Genomic DNA, 18,277 nt, shown 5'->3' with positions numbered 1-18,277 from the left:
GCCCGGGCGAACGGTCCCGGACGGCCCGGCCGGAGCGCGCGCCACCGCCGTCGATCCGCCGTCGATCCGCCGCAGCCCGTACGGCGCCGGGTCGCCGTGGCCCGCCTACGGGGGTGGGATGGAGGGATGTACCGGTCCGGGCTTGCCGGGCGGCCCCCGGAGGGGTTACACATCCAGACGTCGCCGCCGTGCCGCCTCCGGAGCCCCCGCCTCCGGAGCCCCCGTCTCCGGAGCCCCGTCCAGAGCCCGGGTGCGGCCCCACCGAAAGGCCCCGCATGTCCCTGGTCAACTTCCGCGACGCCGCCACCCTCGGCGACCCCGAGGGCCGGCGGGTCCGTCCCGGTGTGCTGTACCGCTCCGCCCAGCCGTTCCCGGCCGCCGACGAGGCCACCGTCACCCAGCTGCGCGGCTGCGACATCCGCACCATCGTGGACCTGCGGGACCCGCGGGAGACCGACCCCGCCGACTGGGCCGCCGCCGAGGCCGCCGGCATAGCCGTCGTCGCCGCCCCGGTGAACCCCGCCACCGACGCCCTCACCGCGCGGATGAGCACCATGGCCACGGCCGCCGACCTGGGCGACTTCTACGTCCTGCTGGCCGAGTCCGCGCCCGACGCGGTGGCCGCCGCCGTCGACGCCACCGTCCGTCCCGGCGCCGTCCTGCTGCACTGCGCCGCCGGCAAGGACCGCACCGGACTGCTGACCGCCCTGCTGCTGGACCTCCTCGACGTCCCCGCCGAGCACATCGTCGCGGACTACACCCGCACCGCCGACGCCCTCCCGCAGATCTTCGCCGGCCTCGCCGAGCGCCACCGCACCGCCCTCAACAACCACACCACCTCCCGCGTCACCGACTCCCAGGGCCGCAACCTCACCATCCCCGCGCCCCTCCTGGAGGCCCCGGCCGAGGCCATGTCGGTGTTCCTCGACCGCGTCCGCACCCACCACGGCGGCGCCGCGTCGTTCCTCCCCGGCTGCGGCGTCCCGGCCGCCACCCTCGGCGCCTTCCGCGCCAAGGCGGCCGCCGCCTGAGCCGAGGGCCCGCCGCTGCCTGCCGAGCCGTACGTCGGCGGGCGCGCGATGTGGTTTCCGGTCCCCGTGCCCATCGGCGCCGTCGAGCGGCACGGCCGCGGCTGCGGGCGCCGCTCGACGCGCACGCCGCGGAACCGGCCGACCGGGAGCCGCGGCGGCGCCGGGAGCGGGACGGGCAGGAACTGGAGGGGCCGGCGGTCGGCTTGTCGGGGACGACCCGGACGCCCCGGACGGCCCGAACGGGGCCCAGCGGCAGTCGGCCCGGGTGCGGACCGGCCGGGTGCTGAGGACGGCGGACCTCGGGGGCCTCTCCGACGCCGTTCTCCCGCTCCGGCGGGCCCTCCCCGGAGCCGGGCACGGGCTGATCGGCGCCCAGGGCCTGCCGTAGCGCCCGCTGGCGGTCCCCATCGCGCGGCAGCGCGCCCCGCACCCCGCACCGCCCGGCAGCCCCTGCGTCGCCCGGCGCCCCTCGCACCGCCCGGCAGCCTCCCATGCCGCCCCGTAATCCCGTTGTGCCGCCCCGCCCCGCGCTGGCAGCGTGCCGGGGGAGGGGCCGGCGAGGCGAAGGGGGTGCCGGGGGATGACCGTGCTGCGGGAGATCCGCGCCGACCACGACGAGCGGACGATCGTGCTCTACCAGGCCTACCCGCCGGCCGTCGCCGACGCGGCGCTGGCGGCGGGCCGGTTCGTGGCGCCGTTCGGCTTCCACCGGATGACGTGGATCAAGCCCTCGTTCCGCTGGCTGATGCACTGCGGCAACTGGGCGCAGAAGTCCGGCCAGACCAGGGTGCTGGCCGTCCGGATCACCCGGGAGGGCTGGGAGGAGGCGCTCGCCCGCGCCGTCCTGACCACCGCGCACCCGGACGAGGTGGCCCGCGCCGAGGTCCACGTGCAGTGGGACCCGGAGCGGTCGCTGCGCGGGGCGGCGCTGAACCACTACAGCATCCAGGTGGGCATCGGCCGTGGGCTGATCCGCGCCTACGCCGAGGAGTGGGTCGTCGGGCTCACCGACCTCACCCCGCAGGTGCGGCGGATCGCCGCGCTGGTCCACGGCGGGCAGGCGGCGAAGGCGCAGCGGCTGCTGCCGCCCGAGCGCCCGTACCGGCTGCCCGCCGCGACCGCGCGGCGGCTCGGCCTGGGCTGAGGGCGGCTCGGCCTTGGCCAAGCAGGCCTCGACCCGGGCCAAGCAGGCGGATTCACACGTCCCGGCGCCGCACCACGGCCACCGTCACCACCACCGCGGCCACGCCCCACGCCCCCATGGTGATCCACGAGTCCAGCACGCTCGGCGCGTACTTCCCCATCGTGGCCGTGGAGGCGGGGTTGATGGTGAGCCGCTGCACGGTGGCCGTCGGCAGGTGGGTGCCGATCTCCTTCAGCCACCGGTAGCGGTCCCCGCCGAACAGCATCGGCAGGATGAACAGCACCAGCACCAGCGAGACGATCGAGGCGGTGGCGTGCCGCAGCAGCGCGCCCAGCGCCATCCCGATCAGCGCGCAGACCGGCACGATCGCCGCGAAGCCGAGCACGGCCCGCAGGCAGCCGTCGTCGGTGATGGAGAGGCCGACGTGCCGGGAGGCCAGCATCGCGTTGACGGTGAAGAAGGACACCGTCGAGACCACCAGCCCGGCGAGCGCGGTGATCCCGCCGATCAGCAGCACCTTGGCCGCGATCACGGCACGCCGGTCCGGCACGGCGGCGAAGGTGGTGCGGATCAGGCCGGTGGTGTACTCGCCGAACACGGTGATCGCCCCGAGGCTGCCGGCCGCGATTGCCATCAGGTCGCTCGCGATGCCGCTGAGGCCGTGGAACAGCGGGTCGTACGTGTACGGCGGCTGGCCGGGCATCCGCGGCGGCGGGTGGTCGATGTACGTCAGGTCGGTGTGGACGGCGTTCACGTCGACCGCGATCGCCACCAGCGAGGCCAGCGCCAGCACCCAGTAGGTGGAGCGCAGCGAGCGCAGCTTGATCCACTCGGCGGCGAGCAGGTCGAGGAAACGCGGCGCCGGGTCCGCGGTGGAACCGGCGGTGCGGCCAGGGGTCGTGGTGCTCATCGGGCGTCTCCAGCCGGGTACTCGACACTGTCGGCGGTCAGGGACATGAACGCCGACTCCAGCGACGACGTCCGGGCGGCCAGTTCGTGCAGCACCACGCCGTGCCGCAGCGCGAGTTCGCCGATCCGCGCGGCCGGCATCCCCGTGACGATCCCGAACCGCGGCTCCGTCAGCCGTACTTCCGCTCCCTCGGCGCGCAACGCCTCGGCCAGCGAGGGGAGTTCGGGTGCCCGTACGGCCACCGAGGAGGCCGCGTCGCGGGCCGAGAAATCCGCCAGGCCCTCGTCCGCGATGAGGCGGCCGCGGCCGATCACCACCAGCCGGTCCGCGGTGTGTTCCATCTCCGCCATCATGTGGCTGGAGACGAACACCGTGCGCCCCTCGTCCGCGAGCCGCCGGAACAGCCCGCGCACCCAGAGCACGCCCTCCGGGTCCAGCCCGTTCAGCGGCTCGTCGAACAGCAGCACCGGAGGGTCGCCGAGCAGCGCGCCGGCGATGCCCAGGCGCTGCTTCATGCCCAGCGAGTAGCCGCCGATCCGCCGCCCGGCGGCCTTGCCGAGGCCGACCTCGGCCAGCACCTCGTCCACCCGCCCGAGCGGGATGCGGTTGCTCCTGGCCAGCGCCGACAGGTGCGCCCGGGCGCTGCGTCCGCCGTGCACGTCGCCCGCGTCCAGCAGGGCGCCGACGTGCCGCAGGCCGCGCGGTAGGCCGGCGAAGGGCACCCCGGCCACGGTGACGGTGCCCGCGGTGGGGGCGTTGAGGCCCAGGATCATCCGCAGGGTGGTGGACTTGCCGGCACCGTTGGGGCCGAGGAAGCCGGTCACCGTACCCGGTCGTACGGTGAAGGTCAGCCGGTCGACGGCCGTGGTGGCGCCGTACCGCTTGGTCAGTCGCTCGATCTCGATCACGGCGACAACGCTGCCGCCCGCGCCCCGCCCCGGACATCGGGCCGCGGGACACAACCGCGGGCCACCGCACTGGCCCCGGGGATTACGCCCCCGGGCCGATGTGCCGTCTCCCGGCCCGCCGCTACCATCGCGTCATGATCACCGAACACCGTCCGCCGCTGCTCAGGCGCCTGCCCGCGGGCGTGTGGGTGGGTGCGCTGTGGACGTCCCTGGTGGTGTTCCGGTTCTTCACGCGCGAGGACGAGCTGCGCCACCTGTTCGACTACCACGGCAACCCCGAGGACATGCCACTGGTGGTCACCGCGGTGGTCACCACCCTGGTCGCGGCGCTGCTGGTCCGGCTGCCGCTGCTGGCCATCGCGGTGGCGCTCGCGGGTGCCGTCTTCGCGTTCGGGATGTGGGGCGTCCCGGAGACCGGGCCGCTCCAGTTCCTGATCGCCGACTCGGTGGTCGGCTACTGCGCGGCCACCCGCTCCCGGCGGGTCTCGCTGAGCGCCCTGGCCCTGCCGCTCGCCACCCTCGCCGGACTGCTGGCCTGGGGCGCCGTCGAGGGCTACCCCGTCAACCCGCTCGCCTACGCGGGCTTCGCCGCGACCGTGCTGATCGCCTGGCTGGTCGGCAACACCGTGCACCAGGGCCGCGCCCACACCGAGGCGCTGCGCGGCCGGGCCGCCGAGCAGGCCATCACCGCCGAACGGCTGCGGATCGCCCGCGAGTTGCACGACATGGTGGCCCACAACATCGGCATCATCGCGATCCAGGCCGGCATGGGCAGCCGGGTCATGGACACCCAGCCCGCCGAGACCCGCAACGCGCTCACCGCGATCGAGGCCACCAGCCGGGAGACCCTGGCCGGGCTGCGCCGGATGCTCGGCGCGCTGCGGGAGGGCGAGGGGGAGTCCGCGCCACTCGAAGTCGCGCCCGGGCTGGGCGAGTTGGACCGGCTGGTCGCGAGGGCGGCGGGCGCCGGGGTGCGGGTGGCGCTCACCCGGCGCGGCGCGGCCCGTACCCTGCCGCCCGAGGTGGACCTGGCCGCCTACCGGATCGTCCAGGAGGCGGTCACCAACGTGGTCAAGCACGCCGGCACCCGCGACTGCCACGTCACCGTCGAGTACGGATCCCGGGAACTCGCCGTCACCGTCGTCGACCAGGGCGCCGGGGTGCCCACCACGACCCCCGGCAGCGGCTACGGCCTGGCCGGCATGCGCGAGCGGGTCGCCCTGCTGCACGGCGAGTTCAGCGCCGGCCCGCGCTCCGGGGGCGGCTTCCTGGTCGCCGCCCGACTGCCGCTCCCCGAGCAGGTGCCCGCCGAGGCGCCCGGTGGGACGCCCGAGACCCGCGGCGGGACCCCCGCTGAGAGGCCCGCCGAGACCCCCGCCGAGACCCCCGCCGAGACCGCCCTGGAGGTGGCGCCGTGATCCGCGTCGTCCTGGCCGACGACCAGCCGCTCATCCGCACCGGCCTGCGGGTGCTGATCGCCGACGCCCCCGACCTGGAGGTGGTCGGCGAGGCCGGCGACGGCGCCGAGGCCGTCGAACTGGTGGCCCGGCTGTGCCCCGACGTCGCCGTCATGGACATCCGGATGCCAGGCACGGACGGCATCGAGGCCACCCGCCGGATCACCGCCGACCCGGACCTGCCCACCCACGTCCTCGTCCTCACCACCTTCGACGACGACGACTACGTGTACGGCGCGCTGCGCGCCGGGGCGAGCGGCTTCCTGGTCAAGGACCTCTCCCTGGAGACCATCCTGGACGGCATCCGGGTGGTCGCCGCCGGGGACGCCCTGCTGGCCCCCGGCATCACCCGTCGGCTGATCGGCGAGTTCGCCGCCCGCCCGCAGGGCCCGGCCCGGCCCCGCAGGCCCGTCGCCGAGGCCGTCACCGAGCGCGAGCGCGAGGTGCTCACCCTGGTCGGCCGGGGCCTGTCCAACGCCGAGATCGCCGCGGAGCTCACCATCAGCGTGGCCACCGCCAAGGCCCACGTCGCCCGGCTGTTCACCAAGCTCGGTGCCCGCGACCGGGTCCATCTGGTCATCCAGGCCTACGAGTTCGGCCTGGTCGCCCCGTGACGGCAAGCGCCGGGGCGGGCCCGTACGGCCCACCCCGGCGCTCCGGATCTCCGGCGCTCAGGATCTCAGCGTCGTCAGTGCACGATCGCGTGCGAGACCTGGCACCCGCTGACGCCGTTAGACCAGGTGCCCTGCATGGCGAAGGAGCCCGTCGCGAACGTGATGTTCTGCGCGCCGCCCGTCCCGCCGACGCCGTTCCAGGAGCACTTGTCGGCGTTCTCGTAGCCGGTCGAGTCGGTCCAGCCGCCCGCCGGGTTCTGGTCGGTGATGGTCTCCGAGTACTCGTGGCCGTACACGATGGTCACGCCGTCCAGGGTGCCCGCGCTGCCGCTGTTGACGTAGTTCTGGCCGCAGGAGGTGCCCATGTCGGTCACGTACGGGTCGTTGGTGAACGCCACGTCACCGTACGGGGAGGGGGCGGCGCCGCCGGACAGGGTGGTGTCGCCGTTGTAGTCGTGCCAGGCGCAGAAGCCGCCGTTCGGGGTGTTGAAGCCGTCCGGGTGGGTGCCGGTCGGCGACAGCACCACGTACTGCGCGTTGCGGTTGGAGGCGGCGGTGGTGTTGCCGAAGTGCCCGGCGGCCTTCACGGCCTCGGAGGCCAGCTGGAAGCCGCTGGCCTGGCTCGGCGCGGCGGCGGACTCGTCGACCCAGACGCCGGCCAGCGCGCCGCCGGTCGGGTAGCCGACGTGGGTGGATCCGGTCGGGCAGCTGGTCGCGCCCGCGGCGACGCCCTCGCAGTACTGGGTCATGACGCCGGACCAGGTCTCGTTGTTGGTGCCGAGGCCCTTGAACAGCTGCTGCGCCCGGACGGCCTCGCCCTTCGGGTCGCCCGACAGCGTGGTGTAGCCGGCGGAGTTGGTGCCCTGGGTGCCCCACTGGGAGCCCCAGAAGATCAGGTAGACCTTCGGCGCGCCGGTGGTGACGCCGATGCCGTCCACGCCGCCGCCGTAGTGGAGGTTGGCGGCCGCCGGCTTGGCCGAGTTGCCGGCCTCCTTGGTCGGGTGCGCGCCGTGCCGGTAGGGGTGCGGCTGTCCGGCGAACTCACCGGCCGGCCGGTCGTCCTGGGCGGCCTGGGCGGCCGGGGCGGCGGCGAAGCCGGCGGCGGCCAGCGCGAGGGCACTGAGCCCGGTCAGGGCCCGCAGCCGCATCCGGCGGGAGGTGGTGGAGATGCCCATCGTGAGGGTTCCTCTCTGGTGTCGGCCGCGCCCGGGTACGGCGCGACGGCACTGTGGGGGACGACGTGGGAGGAGCGACGGCGGCAGGCCGGCGAGCCGACGGTCCGCCAAGGACCGTCAGTGGCGTGGGGATCGGAGGCCGGTCACCGCCGAGGCCGGAAGCAAAGCATCGGCGCCGAAACCGGGTCAACGACGGAGAAGGTAAGACCAGCCCCAAGGAAGGCCCGCGTGGACGTATAGAACGTCAAAAGCCCCCTGTTGCGGCCCGGTCGATGCGCGTAGCGCAGCGGAATACCAACAGTTGAGAGGCGGCTCTACACCGTATGGGCCGGCGGAGCGCCGTCAGGGCGTGCCCGAGGGGCCTCCGACCTCGGCGATCCGCATGATCCGGCCGTGGGAGTCCAGTACGACGTCGTAGGCGTTGCCGTGGCAGCCGTACGGTTCGGCCGGCTCGCGCTCGGCGAGGCAGTCGTCGAGGTGGGCGATCAGCTCGTCGAGGGGGACGGCCGCGGCCGGGGCGTCGTGCGGGGCGTCGTGCGGGCCGTCGTGCGGGCCGTCGACGAGGGTCGCCGTCACGCCCGCCGCCGCGAAGCCGTAGTGGACGGGGCTGCCGGCGGGCTCGTAGCGGGCGGAGCCGCAGCTGAAGCGGGCCGGGCCGGCGGTGAGTTCGGCCGGGCCGGCGGCGACGACGAGCAGGACCTGGTGGCCGGGGCGTTCGGTGGGCACGGCGCACTCGGCCACGGCGGAGGTCGCGGCGGACGAAGTGGCGGACGAAGCGGCGGACGAAGCGGCGGAGGCCCCACCGGAGGCCCCGTCGGGAGAGGCGGCGGAGGCGGAGGAGGCACCCCCGACCGGGCCGGCCGCGGGCGAGTAGGCCTCCTCGTCGTCCTCCTCGAAGAGGAACCCGTCGTCCTCGTCCAGCAGGTCGTCCGCGCCCTCGTCGGCCAGCGCGGCGGCGGAGGCGGCGGCCACCGTGGAGCCGGAGTCGGCGGGCGTGCAGCCGGTGAGGGCGGCGGCGGTGCCGCAGACCAGCAGGGCGGCGGCGAGGAGCATGCGGGGCGTGGCCATGGCACCAGTCTCCCCGGGCGGTGGCGGTGGTCGGTAATCACCTGACACGCCGGGGCCGGGACCGCGGTTCCCTCCCCCGTCGGATGTGCGGATCCGGCGGGGGAGGGAAGCTGTTGAGCGGGTGTCAGACCGCGACCGGCCGGCCCGCCTCGTACGCCTCCCGCACCCGGGCCTGCGCCTCGGCGCCCGCCGCCAGGTGGTCCAGGCCGAGCAGCGCCGCGCCCAGCACCGGCGGGGCGACGACGACCCGCGGCTCGGCCAGCGGCGCGGCCTCGGCGAGCCGGGCGGTCAGGTTGTCCAGCAGCAGCGGTTGCCGGGAGGCGAGCACGCCGCCGCCCAGCACCACCGGGGCCGGGGTGTCCAGCAGCTGCAGGCGCCGGAGCGCCACCACCGCGAGCCGGACGATCTCGTCGGCCTGGCGGTCGATCAGCTTCAGCGCCACCGCGTCGCCCTCGCCCGCGACGGCGAACAGCACCCGGGTGATCTCGTGCAGCCGGGCGTTCGGCAGGTGCCCGAGATGGACGGCCTCGGCGACGGCGCCGGCGCTGGGCAGGCCGAAGTGCTCGGCGATGGCCCGGGCGAGCCCGGTCGGGCCGCCGCGCCCGTCCTCCGCGCGGACGGCGTGCCACATGCTGGCGACGGCGAGCCCGGAGCCGCCGCCCCAGTCGCCGGTGAGTTCGCCGAGGGCGGGGAAGCGGGCGGTGCGGCCGTCCGGCAGCAGGCCGACGCAGTTGATCCCGGCGCCGCAGACCACCGCGACCCCGAGCGGGCCGTCGGTGCCGGCCCGCAGCAGGCCGAAGGTGTCGTTGACGACGGTGTTGCCGGCCCCCCAGGGGTGGGACTCCAGCGCCACGCGCAGGGCCTCCTCCTCGACCGGCAGGTCGGCGTTGGCCAGGCAGGCGCTGACGTGGCTGGTGAGCACGCCGCTCCAGGCCGGGTGGCCGGCCGCGGCGGCGGCCTGCTCGACCAGCGGGGCCAGGCCGGCGACCGCCGCGGCGCCGCCGATCTTCTGCGGTGCGAAGCCGCCGCCGCGGGCGGTGCCGAGGATGCTGCCGTCCGCGCCGATCAGGGCGACGTCGGTCTTGGAGTTCCCCGCGTCTATGGCGAGGACGCCGGGCAGGAGTGGTTCGGGCTGGTGGGTCATCAGGTCCCCGCGGCTCGTACGTGGCCCGGGCCGTGGTCGTCGGCCGGGTGCCCGGCCGTGGTCGCGGCCGGGGAGCCCGGCCGAAGGGTCCCCGGCCGGGGGTGGACGGTCTCCTCGCGGCGCCCGCCCGCGGCCTTCTCGGGCCGGCGGGCGGGCAGCCGGCGGGCGCAGGTCAGGCCCAGGCGAGGTGCTCGCGGTTGTGGGCGAGCAGCCGGTCCGTGAGCTGGTCGGCGAGTTCGATCTGGCCGACCAGCGGGTGGGCGAGCAGGGCGTCGAAGACCCGGTCGCGGCCGCCGCGCAGGGCGGCGTCCAGGGCGAGGTGCTCGTACGAGGTGACGGCGGCGATCAGGCCGGCGTACAGCGGCTCGACGGGCCGCTGCGGCAGCGGGCGCACGCCCCGCGCGTCCACCTCCGCCGGGACCTCGATCACGGCGTCGTCCGGCAGGAAGGGCAGCACGCCGTCGTTGCGGGTGTTCACCACCTGCACGGAGGTCCCGCCGCCGGTGCCGAGCAGCGCGGCGATCAGCTGGACGGCGGCCTCCGAGTAGAAGGCGCCGCCGCGCTTGCCGAGCAGCTCGGGCTTGGTGTCCAGGGCCGGGTCGGCGTACAGCTCCAGCAGCTGCCGCTCGATCTCGGCCACCTGCGCGGCCCGCGAGCCCTGCTCCTTCAGCTCCGCCACCACCGCGTCGTGCTGGTAGAAGTACCGCAGGTAGTAGGACGGCACCACGCCGAGCCGCTCGATCACGGCCTGCGGCAGGTGGAGGTCCTCGGCGATCTCCTTGCCGTGCGAGGCCAGCAGCTCGGGGAGCACCTCGCGCCCGCCCGCGGCGCCCGGGGCGTCCAGCAGGGTCACCCCGCGCTCCCAGGTCAGGTGGTTGAGCCCGACGTGGTCGAGCCGGACCAGCTCCGGGTCCACACCCAGGTGCCCGGCGAACTTGCGCTGGAAGCCGATCGCGACGTTGCACAGCCCGACGGCCTTGTGGCCGGCGGTCTGCAGGGCGCGGGTGACGATGCCGACCGGGTTGGTGAAGTCCACGATCCAGGCGTCCGGGTTGGTCCGGCGCACCTGCTCGGCGATGTCCAGCACCACCGGAACGGTGCGCAGCGCCTTGGCGAGCCCGCCGGCGCCGGTGGTCTCCTGCCCGACGCAGCCGCACTCCAGCGGCCAGGTCTCGTCCTGGTTGCGCGCCGCCTGCCCGCCGACGCGCAGCTGGAGCAGTACGGCGTCGGCGCCGGCGACGCCCGCCGCCAGGTCCGTGGTGACGGTGACGACGGCGCTGTGCCCCTGCTTCGCGAAGATCCGCCGGGCGAGGCCGCCGATCAGCTCCAGGCGCTCGGCCGCCGGGTCGATCAGCACCAGCTCGCCGATCGGCAGGGAGTCGCGCAGCCGGGCGAAGCCGTCGATCAGCTCCGGGGTGTACGTCGAACCCCCGCCGACGATTGCCAACTTCAGTGCGGACATCAGCCCTTGACCCCTGTCAGTGTCACGCCTTCGATGAAGGCCTTCTGAGCGAAGAAGAAGAGGACGATCACCGGCGCCATCACCAGCAGGGTGGCGGCCATGGTGAGGTTCCAGTTGGTGTGGTGCGCGGCCTTGAAGGACTCCAGTCCGTAACTGAGGGTCCAGGCCTGGTGGTTGTTGCTGGCGTAGATCTGCGGGCCGAAGTAGTCGTTCCAGCAGTAGAAGAACTGGAACAGCGCGACCGCCGCGATGGCCGGCTTGGCCATCGGCAGGACCACCCGCAGCAGGGTGCGCAGGTCACCGCAGCCGTCCACCCGGGCGGCCTCGAGGTACTCCTTGGGGATGGTCATCAGGAACTGGCGCAGCAGGAAGATGGAGAACGCGTCGCCGAAGGCCATCGGGATGATCAGCGGCCACAGCGAGCCGTCCATGCCCATCTGCTTGGACCAGAACAGGAACATCGGGATGACGGTGACCTGCGGGGGCAGCATCATCATCGCGATGACCGCCATCAGCGCCAGGTTGCGGCCGCGGAAGCGGAACTTGGCGAGCGCGTAGGCCACCGGGAGGCTGGAGACCACGGTCAGCAGGGTGCCGAGACCGGCGTACAGCAGGGTGTTGCGCCACCAGGTGAGGAAGCCGGGCGTGTCCCAGACCTTGCCGTAGTTGCCCCAGTTCCAGTCGGTCGGCCAGTAGTCGGTGGTGAGCGCCTGCCCGTCCGACATCACCGAGGTGAGGAAGACGAACACGAAGGGCAGCAGGAAGAACAGCGCGGCGGCGATCGCCACCGTGTGCACGGCCACCCAGTTGAGGAACGCGCGGCGCCGGGCGGCCCGGGCGGCGGGGCCGCCGGACCGGTTGGGGACGGCCGTGGCCGGCCCCTTGGTGAGTGTGGTGCCAAGGGTCATGATCGGGTCCTCCCGGGCCGCTAGTCGTCGCTCGCCATGAAGCCGGAGCGGCGGCGGAGCAGGATCGAGGTGACGGCCATCGAGATGGCGAACAGCACCACGGCGACGACGCAGGCCGCGCCGTAGTTGTAGGTCTGGAAGCCGAGCTTGTAGACCATCTGCGGCAGGGTCCAGGTGGAGCCGCCGGGGTAGCCGGGCTCGAACTGCTGGCCGGAGCCCCCCGCGATGCCGCTGGCGACCTTCCCGGCGACGATCGCCTGGGTGTAGTACTGCATGGTCTGGATCACCCCGGTGACCACCGCGAACATGATGATCGGCGAGATGTTCGGCAGGGTGACGTACCGGAACCGCTGGAAGGGGCCGGCGCCGTCCAGCTCGGCCGCCTCGTACTGCTCCTTGGGGACGTCCAGCAACGAGGCCATGAAGATGACCATCAGGTCGCCGACGCCCCACATGGCGAGCAGGGTGAGCGCGGGCTTGGACCAGTCCTCGGAGGCGAACCAGCCGGGCTGCGGCAGGCCGAGCTCGCCCAGCAGGTGGTTGACCGGGCCGGTGCCGGGGTTGAACAGGAAGGCGAAGGCGACGGTCGCGGCCACCGGCGGGGCCAGGTACGGCAGGTAGAACGCGGTGCGGAAGAAGCCGGCGCCGGTCTTCACCTTGGTGATGAGCATCCCGATGCCCAGGCCGAAGGCGACCCGCAGGCTCACCATCACGACGACCAGCCACAGGGTGTTGCGCAGGCCCTGCCAGAAGGTCGGCAGGTGGTTGAAGACGTAGTCCCAGTTCTTCAGGCCGCTGAAGGTCGGGCTGCCGAAGCCGTTGTAGGAGGTGAAGGAGAAGTAGACGGTGGAGACCAGCGGGTAGACGAAGAAGACGCTGAACCCGATCAGCCAGGGGGAGAGGAAGGCGAGGGTGCGGGCCGCCGCCCGGCGGCGCTTCCGGCGCAGCAGGTGCTGCGTGGAGGGCGCCGCCGGGCCGGTCGGTCCCGCGTCGGCCTGGTCGCCGTTGCCCTTGCGGGTGCCGAACGCGAGTGACATGGGAGCTCCGTGGACCGTTCCCGGCCCTTACTTGGCCTGGGCGATGTCGGTGTCGATCTGCTTGGCCGTGGCGGCCAGGCCCGCGGCGAGGTCGCCCTGCTTGCCGGACTCGTAGTCGTAGCCGAGGTTCTGCAGGGTGGTGATGTAGGAGCCGCCGTTGACGGCCGGCGGGGTGGTGCTGGAGTGGGCGTTCTTGGCGACGTCCAGGAAGGTCTTGAAGTTCGCGTCGCTGACCAGCTTCGGCGAGTCGAGCGCGGCGAAGGTGCTCGGCACGTTGTGGATCGCGTTGGCGAAGTTCACCACCGCTTCGGTGTCCGTGGTCAGGTACTTGACGAACTCCCAGGCGGCGGCCTGCTTCTTGCTGGTGCCGGCGATGCCGACGATGGTGCCGGTCTGGTAGCCGCGGCCGTAGGTGTCGGCCTGGTCGTCCGGGACGGGGAAGGCGGCGGTGGCCCACTCGAAGTCGGGCTTGTCCTTGGCGAGCGAGGCGGTGCGCCACTCGCCGTCCATGATCATCGCGACCTGGCCGGTGTTGAAGGGGTTCTTGGCGCTGAACTCCTCACCGAAGGTGGCGCGGTACTTCTCCAGCTTGGCGTAGCCGCCGAGCTGGTCGACCATGCCCTTCTGCCACGTGAGCATCGCGGCGACCTTCGGGTCGGTGGCGAGGTTCGACTTGCCGTCGGAGCCGAAGTAGCTCGCGCCGTACTGGCCGAGGTAGTGCTCGGTGGTGGACTCGTAGCCGTGGTACAGCGGCATGAAGCCCAGCTGCTTGTACGAGTCGCCGTCGGGGGCGGTCAGCTTGGCGGCGGCGTCGGCGAACTCGCTGAAGGTCTTCGGCGGGTTGGCGATGCCGGCGGCGGCGAAGGCCTTCTTGTTGTAGTACAGGCCGTACGCGTCGCCGAGCAGCGGCAGCGAGCACTGGTTGCCCTGGAACTGGGTGTAGTCGAGCATCGTCGCCGGGAAGGTCTTGGCCGGGTCGATGCCGCTCTTCTGGAGCAGCGGCTTGAGGTCGACGAAGGCCTTGGTCGAGCAGAACATGCCGACGTTGTTGGTGGTGAAGGAGGACACCACGTCCGGCGCGTCCGCGCCGCCCGCCCGCAGGGCCTGGTTGACCTTGTCGTCCGAGAGGCTGTCCACCGCCTTGACGTGGATGTTCGGGTGGGTCTTCTCGAACGCGGCGATGCTGTCGTTGATCGCCTTGACCTCGTTCTCCTGGCTCCAGCCGTGCCAGAAGGTGATGGTGACGTCCTTGCCGCTGGCCGAGTCGTCGTTGCCGCCCGCGTCGCTGGAACCGGTGCAGGCGGAGGCGAGCAGGGCCAGGACGGCGCTGCCGGCGACGGCGGCGATGGTGCGACGGCCTCTGCGGGACGTGGTGGCGTGCACTTCGGGATCCTCCTGGGGGTGCGCGGGCAGGCCTCGTTGCCTCGGGTCCCGCGTTCGGGGGTTGGGGAGAGGTGGGTGCAGGTGGCGAGGTGACAGGGGGAGCGTCAGTGGGGTGCGTCGGTGGCTGCGTCAGTGTGGGTGCGTCAGTGGGTGGAGAAGACCGCCTCGCGGGCGTCGGACAGGGCACGTTGCAGGGCGCCGAGCAGCACCGGGGACCCGGGCAGGCCGCTGCTGCGGACCTCCGGCCGGGCGATGGAGATCCGGGCCAGCTCGTCCTCGACCAGCGCGCGCAGCCGCTCGCCGCCCGCGCTCGGCACCACGCCGGAGAGGACCACCAGCTGGGGGTCGACGACGGCGACGATCACCGCCAGCCCGACGGCGAGCCGCCCGGCCAGCTCGGCGAGGAAGGCGTCGCCGGTGCCGGGGGTGACCAGCGCCCTGGCGACGGACTCCTGCGCGGTGGCCGCGCCGAGCCCGTGCTCACGGGCCAGGGCCCGCACGGCCGGTGCGCCGACCAGGGCCTGGAACCCGCCGAACTTGCGGCGGCGGGCGTCCCACTCGACCGGCGAGTCGGGCAGCGGCATGTAGCCGACCTCCCCGGCGCCGCCGGTGAAACCGCGGTGCAGCCGCCCGGCGATCACGATCGCCGCGCCGACCCCCGCCCCGGCCCAGAGCAGGACGAAGTCCTCGAAGCCGGCCGCGGCGCCCGAGGACTGCTCGGCGACGGCGGCCAGGTTCACGTCGTTCTCGATCGACACCGGCGCGCCGATCGCCTCGGTCAGCTCCTCGACCAGCCGCGGCGAGTGCCAGCCCGGCAGGTGGGAGGCGTAGCGCAGCTTGCCGGTGACCGGATCGGGGGCGCCGCCGACCCCGATCGCCGCGGTGCGCAGCGCGCCCTCGGGGATCCCCGCGGCCCGCACGGCCTCGGCGACGGCGGCGGCGACCGCCGGGACGGTCCCGGCCGCCGGGATCCCCTTGGTCGGCACCGCGTGCTCGGCCAGCGTGGTGCCGGTGATGTCGGCGACGGCGACCCGGATCTCACTGTTGGTGACGTCCAGTCCGGCGACGTACCCGGCGGCCGGATTCACCTGGTACAGACGGGCGTTGGGCCCGGGGCCGCCCGCCGTGGTGCCCACCGGCAGGACCAGCCCGGCCGCCTCCAGCCGGGCCAGCAGCTGCGAGGCGGTGGGCTTGGACAGCCCGGTGAGGGCGCCGATCTGGGTGCGCGACAGCGGCCCGTTCTCCAGCAGCAGTTCGAGTGCGGCGCGGTCGTTGATGGCGCGCAGCAGGCTGGGGGTGCCGGCGAGGGGGGTCTTGGCGGTGCTCTTGGTCATGCCGGAATCCTCCTCGTTCGGCTGGTCGGGAGAACGGTCGGGGAAGGGCGGGGAGGGGCCTGGAAGAGACTTGAAGAACTGTTAGGAAACTTTCCAGTCGCTTGGGAAGGACCGTAAGGGCCGTGTCAGCGGGGTGTCAATGGTCGGCGGAGCGGAGGATGCCGAAGCGTTACCGGACGGTGTCCGGACAGCACGAGGCCCCGCCCCCACCGTGTTCGGGTGGGAGCGGGGCCTCGTGGACGGGTCCGTGGCGCCGGACCGCTACGGCTTCGAGGGGTCGTCAGCCCCCTTCGCCACCGGGATCGGCTCGGTCGCCCGGTAGCGCGGTGAGCCCGGGTCGGCCAGTGCGGAGGGCGCGGCCTGCTCGGCGGCGGGCACCGGCGAGGGGGCGATCACCACGCCGGTCGCCCCGGCCGTCGCTGCCGGGACCTCCTCCTTGACCTTGATCCCGGCCTGGTCGAAGGCCACCTTCAGCCGCTGGCGCAGCGCCCGGGAGACGGCCGCCGCCTTGCCCGGGGCGGTCCGGGCCTCGATCCGCACCACCACCGAGTCGGAGGCGACCGACTCCACGCCCAGGATCGACACCGGCGCCCAGATCAGCTCGTCGTACGGGGCCTCCTTGGCCATCCCCTCGGCCGTCGCCAGGATCAGGTCCTCGACCCGGACCAGGTCCTCCTTGTACCCGACCTGCACGTCCACCGAGGCGGTCGCCCAGCCCTGGCTCATGTTGGCGATCCGCTTCACCTCGCCGTTGCGGATGTACCAGATCTCGCCGTTGGCGCCGCGCAGCTTGGTCACCCGCAGGCCGACCTCCAGCACCGTGCCGGTGGCCACCCCGGTGTCGATCTCGTCGCCGACGCCGTACTGGTCCTCCATGATCATGAAGACCCCGGAGAGGAAGTCGGTGACCAGGTTGCGGGCGCCGAAACCGATCGCCACACCGGCCACACCGGCGCTCGCCAGCAGCGGCGCCAGGTTCACCCCCAGCGCGGAGAGCACCATCAGCGCCGCCGTGCCCAGGATGGTGAAGGAGGCCACGCTGCGCAGTACCGAGCCGATCGCCTCCGAGCGCTGCTGGCGCCGTTCCGTGTTCACCACCCCGGTGTTGGCCAGCAGCCCGCCCAGCCGGCTCTCCTCCTGGTTCTCCGAGGAGCGCGCCATCCGCCCGATCAGCTGGGTGATGAGCTTGCGCACCATGGCCCGCAGCACCAGCGCCAGCATGATGATGAAGACGATCCGCAGCCCCGCGGCGAGCCAGCCCTGCCAGTGGGTGTCGAACCAGCTGGCGGCCTGCCGGGTGGTGTCCGAGACCTCCTGCGCGCTGGTCGGTATCCGCAGGTCGAGCTCGGGCAGCTGCGCGGTGGGGCTTGGGGCCGGCGTCGGGGTGGAGAGCGTCGAGGACGCGTCGGACGGACCGGTTGCACCGGAGCTGAACACGTGCGGGCCTTCCTGACGGGGGTGCGTGTTCGGCCCGCACCGCCGACGAGCGGCCCGCGGACCGAGAGCGTCAGCCTATCCGCCACCGTCGGCCCGCCCTGACGCGCCGGGAACCTCCCACGAGCGTGCCCGAGGGCGTACGGAGCGTTCCGAACGCCCCGTCAACGCCCCCGTACGCTCCCCGCGCACCAGTACCACCAGGCCGCCCGGGGCAGTCGGGGCACTGCTCCGGACGGCCGAACCGTGCCCTCGGAGGGCCACCCGGCAGGGGCGCCGGGGCGCACCGCACCGCCACCCGGGTGCAACCCGACCTTCCCCCGGGCATACCGGCTATGACAGAGACCACACCCGGAGTTCAAGTCAGGTCCGTTACACAGGAGTGGTGGCGCCGTACAAAGGCGTAAGGCGACACTGGGGGAGATCGCGCACGCGTGGCGCGGTCCAACCGCTCGTCCCGGCGCGAGCCACGCGCCGCAGGCGTCCAAGGAGGCATCCGTGCCGCATGTCCTGGTCCTCAACGCGTCCTACGAGCCACTCGGCGTCGTATCGATGCGCCGCGCACTCATCCTGGTCCTCAACCACAAGGCGGTCAGCCTGGAGGACTCGGGAGTCACTCTGCACAGCGCCACCAGCGCCCTTCCGGCGCCGTCCGTCGTCCGACTGACCCGCTTCGTGCGGGTCCCGTTCTGCGGGCCCGTCCCGCTCACCCGCCGGGCGCTGTTCGCCCGCGACCACGGCCGCTGCGTCTACTGCGGGGCCGCCGCCACCAGCGTCGACCACGTCATCCCGCGCAGCCGCGGTGGCCAGCACCGGTGGGACAACGTGGTGGCGGCCTGCCGCCGCTGCAACCACACCAAGGCCGACCGCCACCTCACCGAGCTCGGCTGGCGGATGAAGCGACCACCCGCGCCGCCCAGCGGCCTGGCCTGGCGCATCATCGGCACCGGGATCAAGGACCCGCGGTGGCGGCCCTACCTGGAGCCCTACGGCGGCGGCGACCAGCTGCGCGCCCCGCAGTGGGGCGAGTACGAGCACCACGACCATACCGAGCAGCCGGTCCACCCCGTCCCGCTCGGCCGGGCGCACCCCGCCCACCCAGCCCCCGTCCGCCGCGGCGAGCAGCCCGAACCGCTCTCCGCCTGACCGCAGCTCCACAAGGGCCCGCCCGTCACACCGTCGGTACGCGCCTCATGGGCCGCCGAGCCCCCCGCACAGGGGAGCCGGCGGCCCGCCGCGTTCTCCGGGTCCCGGCCCGGCTCCCTGCC

General features: G+C 73.7%; 15 protein-coding genes and 1 pseudogene. 5 read left to right on the top strand and 11 right to left on the bottom strand.

The genetic code is table 11. The annotated features are described in order from the left end of the window. Positions 1-275 precede the first annotated feature (275 nt). Both ACGF0D_RS05590 and ACGF0D_RS05585 read left to right on the top strand, forming a co-directional pair. Complete coding sequence (locus ACGF0D_RS05590; protein ID WP_392878651.1) at positions 276-1,031, top strand: tyrosine-protein phosphatase; 756 nt, start codon at positions 276-278, stop codon at positions 1,029-1,031. Between the two features lie 580 nt (positions 1,032-1,611). Next, a complete protein-coding gene (locus ACGF0D_RS05585; RefSeq protein WP_392914079.1) occupies positions 1,612-2,175 on the top strand; it encodes a DUF4291 domain-containing protein in 564 nt (187 codons plus the stop codon). A gap of 52 nt (positions 2,176-2,227) precedes the next feature. Here ACGF0D_RS05585 and ACGF0D_RS05580 read toward each other — a convergent pair whose 3' ends face one another. Both ACGF0D_RS05580 and ACGF0D_RS05575 read right to left on the bottom strand, forming a co-directional pair. Continuing rightward, on the bottom strand, positions 2,228-3,085 hold the full coding sequence (locus tag ACGF0D_RS05580; protein ID WP_392914078.1) for an ABC transporter permease: 858 nt from the start codon (positions 3,083-3,085) through the stop codon (positions 2,228-2,230). Next, entirely contained in the window at positions 3,082-3,993 is a 912-nt protein-coding gene (locus ACGF0D_RS05575; protein ID WP_392914077.1) for an ABC transporter ATP-binding protein, read from the bottom strand. The genes ACGF0D_RS05580 and ACGF0D_RS05575 overlap by 4 nt, the downstream gene beginning before the upstream one ends. A gap of 134 nt (positions 3,994-4,127) precedes the next feature. Between ACGF0D_RS05575 and ACGF0D_RS05570 the strand changes: the two genes are divergently transcribed. Further along, a complete protein-coding gene (locus ACGF0D_RS05570; protein WP_392914076.1) occupies positions 4,128-5,411 on the top strand; it encodes a sensor histidine kinase in 1,284 nt (427 codons plus the stop codon). Further along, positions 5,408-6,064: a response regulator gene (locus ACGF0D_RS05565; RefSeq protein WP_392914075.1), complete on the top strand. Its 657-nt coding sequence runs from the start codon at positions 5,408-5,410 to the stop codon at positions 6,062-6,064. Before ACGF0D_RS05570 ends, ACGF0D_RS05565 begins: the two co-directional genes overlap by 4 nt. 74 nt (positions 6,065-6,138) lie before the next feature. Here ACGF0D_RS05565 and ACGF0D_RS05560 read toward each other — a convergent pair whose 3' ends face one another. From ACGF0D_RS05560 to ACGF0D_RS05520, 9 genes are all read right to left on the bottom strand, one after another. Continuing rightward, on the bottom strand, positions 6,139-7,239 hold the full coding sequence (locus ACGF0D_RS05560) for a hypothetical protein (protein WP_392914074.1): 1,101 nt from the start codon (positions 7,237-7,239) through the stop codon (positions 6,139-6,141). A 342-nt stretch (positions 7,240-7,581) separates the two neighbouring features. Further along, entirely contained in the window at positions 7,582-8,307 is a 726-nt protein-coding gene (locus ACGF0D_RS05555) for a hypothetical protein (RefSeq protein WP_392914073.1), read from the bottom strand. Positions 8,308-8,431: 124 nt separating this feature from the next. Then, positions 8,432-9,451 (bottom strand): N-acetylglucosamine kinase, encoded by a 1,020-nt coding sequence (locus tag ACGF0D_RS05550; protein ID WP_392878634.1) that lies wholly within the window; start codon positions 9,449-9,451, stop codon positions 8,432-8,434. A gap of 172 nt (positions 9,452-9,623) precedes the next feature. Further along, the gene (locus ACGF0D_RS05545; protein WP_392878632.1) at positions 9,624-10,913 is read right to left on the bottom strand and encodes a 6-phospho-beta-glucosidase; all 1,290 of its coding nucleotides are present in this window, start codon (positions 10,911-10,913) and stop codon (positions 9,624-9,626) included. Further along, positions 10,913-11,821, bottom strand: coding sequence for a carbohydrate ABC transporter permease (locus ACGF0D_RS05540; protein ID WP_392914072.1), 909 nt, complete (start codon positions 11,819-11,821; stop codon positions 10,913-10,915). Before ACGF0D_RS05540 ends, ACGF0D_RS05545 begins: the two co-directional genes overlap by 1 nt. A gap of 20 nt (positions 11,822-11,841) precedes the next feature. After that, positions 11,842-12,858, bottom strand: coding sequence for a carbohydrate ABC transporter permease (locus tag ACGF0D_RS05535; RefSeq protein ID WP_392914071.1), 1,017 nt, complete (start codon positions 12,856-12,858; stop codon positions 11,842-11,844). A 27-nt stretch (positions 12,859-12,885) separates the two neighbouring features. Then, positions 12,886-14,241: an ABC transporter substrate-binding protein gene (locus ACGF0D_RS05530; protein ID WP_392914070.1), complete on the bottom strand. Its 1,356-nt coding sequence runs from the start codon at positions 14,239-14,241 to the stop codon at positions 12,886-12,888. A gap of 143 nt (positions 14,242-14,384) precedes the next feature. Then, a complete protein-coding gene (locus tag ACGF0D_RS05525) occupies positions 14,385-15,575 on the bottom strand; it encodes an ROK family transcriptional regulator (RefSeq protein WP_392914069.1) in 1,191 nt (396 codons plus the stop codon). 261 nt (positions 15,576-15,836) lie between these two features. Further along, the gene (locus ACGF0D_RS05520; RefSeq protein WP_392878623.1) at positions 15,837-17,012 is read right to left on the bottom strand and encodes a mechanosensitive ion channel family protein; all 1,176 of its coding nucleotides are present in this window, start codon (positions 17,010-17,012) and stop codon (positions 15,837-15,839) included. 495 nt (positions 17,013-17,507) lie between these two features. Between ACGF0D_RS05520 and ACGF0D_RS05515 the strand changes: the two are divergent. After that, a pseudogene (locus ACGF0D_RS05515) lies at positions 17,508-18,011 on the top strand (HNH endonuclease); the annotation flags it as partial. Positions 18,012-18,277 lie beyond the last annotated feature (266 nt).

It is taken from the genome of Kitasatospora sp. NPDC048298, from assembly GCF_043201465.1.
Taxonomy (GTDB): Bacteria; Actinomycetota; Actinomycetes; order Streptomycetales; family Streptomycetaceae; genus Kitasatospora.
The sequence above is the reverse complement of the archived record's forward strand: the minus strand, read 5'-3'. Positions and strand labels throughout refer to the sequence as shown.

Bases quoted from the DNA above. Each gene is read 5' to 3' on its own strand.
- ACGF0D_RS05590 (WP_392878651.1), top strand. From the start codon at position 276: ATGTCCCTGGTCAACTTCCGCGACGCCGCCACCCTCGGCGACCCCGAG.
- ACGF0D_RS05585 (WP_392914079.1), top strand. From the start codon at position 1,612: ATGACCGTGCTGCGGGAGATCCGCGCCGACCACGACGAGCGGACGATC.
- ACGF0D_RS05580 (WP_392914078.1), bottom strand. From the start codon at position 3,085: ATGAGCACCACGACCCCTGGCCGCACCGCCGGTTCCACCGCGGACCCG.
- ACGF0D_RS05570 (WP_392914076.1), top strand. From the start codon at position 4,128: ATGATCACCGAACACCGTCCGCCGCTGCTCAGGCGCCTGCCCGCGGGC.
- ACGF0D_RS05560 (WP_392914074.1), bottom strand. From the start codon at position 7,239: ATGGGCATCTCCACCACCTCCCGCCGGATGCGGCTGCGGGCCCTGACC.
- ACGF0D_RS05555 (WP_392914073.1), bottom strand. From the start codon at position 8,307: ATGGCCACGCCCCGCATGCTCCTCGCCGCCGCCCTGCTGGTCTGCGGC.
- ACGF0D_RS05550 (WP_392878634.1), bottom strand. From the start codon at position 9,451: ATGACCCACCAGCCCGAACCACTCCTGCCCGGCGTCCTCGCCATAGAC.
- ACGF0D_RS05545 (WP_392878632.1), bottom strand. From the start codon at position 10,913: ATGTCCGCACTGAAGTTGGCAATCGTCGGCGGGGGTTCGACGTACACC.
- ACGF0D_RS05540 (WP_392914072.1), bottom strand. From the start codon at position 11,821: ATGACCCTTGGCACCACACTCACCAAGGGGCCGGCCACGGCCGTCCCC.
- ACGF0D_RS05535 (WP_392914071.1), bottom strand. From the start codon at position 12,858: ATGTCACTCGCGTTCGGCACCCGCAAGGGCAACGGCGACCAGGCCGAC.
- ACGF0D_RS05525 (WP_392914069.1), bottom strand. From the start codon at position 15,575: ATGACCAAGAGCACCGCCAAGACCCCCCTCGCCGGCACCCCCAGCCTG.